Here is a 1,036-nt window from a genome sequence, read left to right on the forward strand (position 1 = left end):
ATCAACGACTTAACAAACCTCATAGCAACCCCTAGGTAATGGTGTTATATAAATCCATGTTGGATTCGTGATCGTTACAGTTTGTTGCAGCGGCAGAATAGCACAAGGATGTGCCTTTCTGATTTGAGTAATACCGTAAGATAATTGCTAAGAAAGGTAGGTCTTTTATCCATTTACCTCCACGCATCGAGGCCCCATTAGCGAGCTTTCTGCTACGTCGCACCGTGAAAAAATGCGTGCGGCTACCCATTTTCTGAAGATCACCATGACCAACCACCGATAAGAGCCGCGCTGATGTGCTGTCGCGCGAATCAATCGAAGCGATCGCGCGCAAATATGCAGGAGCCTACTTCTCCGGGCTGCTGTTTCAGGACGCGGATTCATTCGCGCGATTCGCCGACGACCTGATCCTCACCACATCCCCTGTCGAGCAGCACGAAGCAGCGCCGGCCGCAGAGCTGTTGAACGTGCATGAAGTGCTGTCGAGCGGTAAAGGCTTCTGGCGCACCTGTTCGGGCTGCCACGAATCCGAGGACGGGTCACCCGGTGGGCGACTACCCGTACAGCGCGATCCTCCAATGTAATCTCGGCGCTGGCTGTGCAGAGTGCGGCGGTATCGGCGCAGTCAGGGACAACACTGATTGCGACGATTTGGCCGCCTTCGTTGAGAAGCGAGAAACGGAGGCGGAAGCGCTCTACGCCGCCCCGCCCCCTCCCGCCCCTGCATCCGGGATCATCGAGGCCATCGCGGCACAGTGGGACGGCTGCACGTAAGCTACGCCCGGCGATGACATCGACATCGGTGCGGCGATTCGCGCGGCATGGAAACGGATCTTCGAATCTGCCGCCCCCGCAACCATTCCTATCGGGCTGACCGACAGTTGGATCAGTGTGGTGGTTCAACGTCCATGCGATGTCGGGATCGCACCGAATGAAGACGTAGTTGCGTGGAACAACGATCCCGGCTTCCCCCCGATTATCGAGGCACGTTTCGTCAGTGTCGGGTTCCGAATACACGCATTGGAAGCGGAGGCCC

1 protein-coding gene is annotated in these 1,036 nt (G+C 57.0%); it reads left to right on the forward strand.

All coding sequences use genetic code 11. The features are described 5' to 3' along the window. The first annotated feature begins 296 nt into the window (after window positions 1-296). Complete coding sequence (locus ACFUEJ_RS24295; protein ID WP_137910478.1) at window positions 297-584, forward strand: hypothetical protein; 288 nt, start codon at window positions 297-299, stop codon at window positions 582-584. Window positions 585-1,036: the final 452 nt, after the last annotated feature.

The organism is Gordonia sp. NPDC057258, assembly GCF_042668985.1.
GTDB classification, from domain to species: Bacteria; Actinomycetota; Actinomycetes; order Mycobacteriales; family Mycobacteriaceae; genus Gordonia; species Gordonia hongkongensis.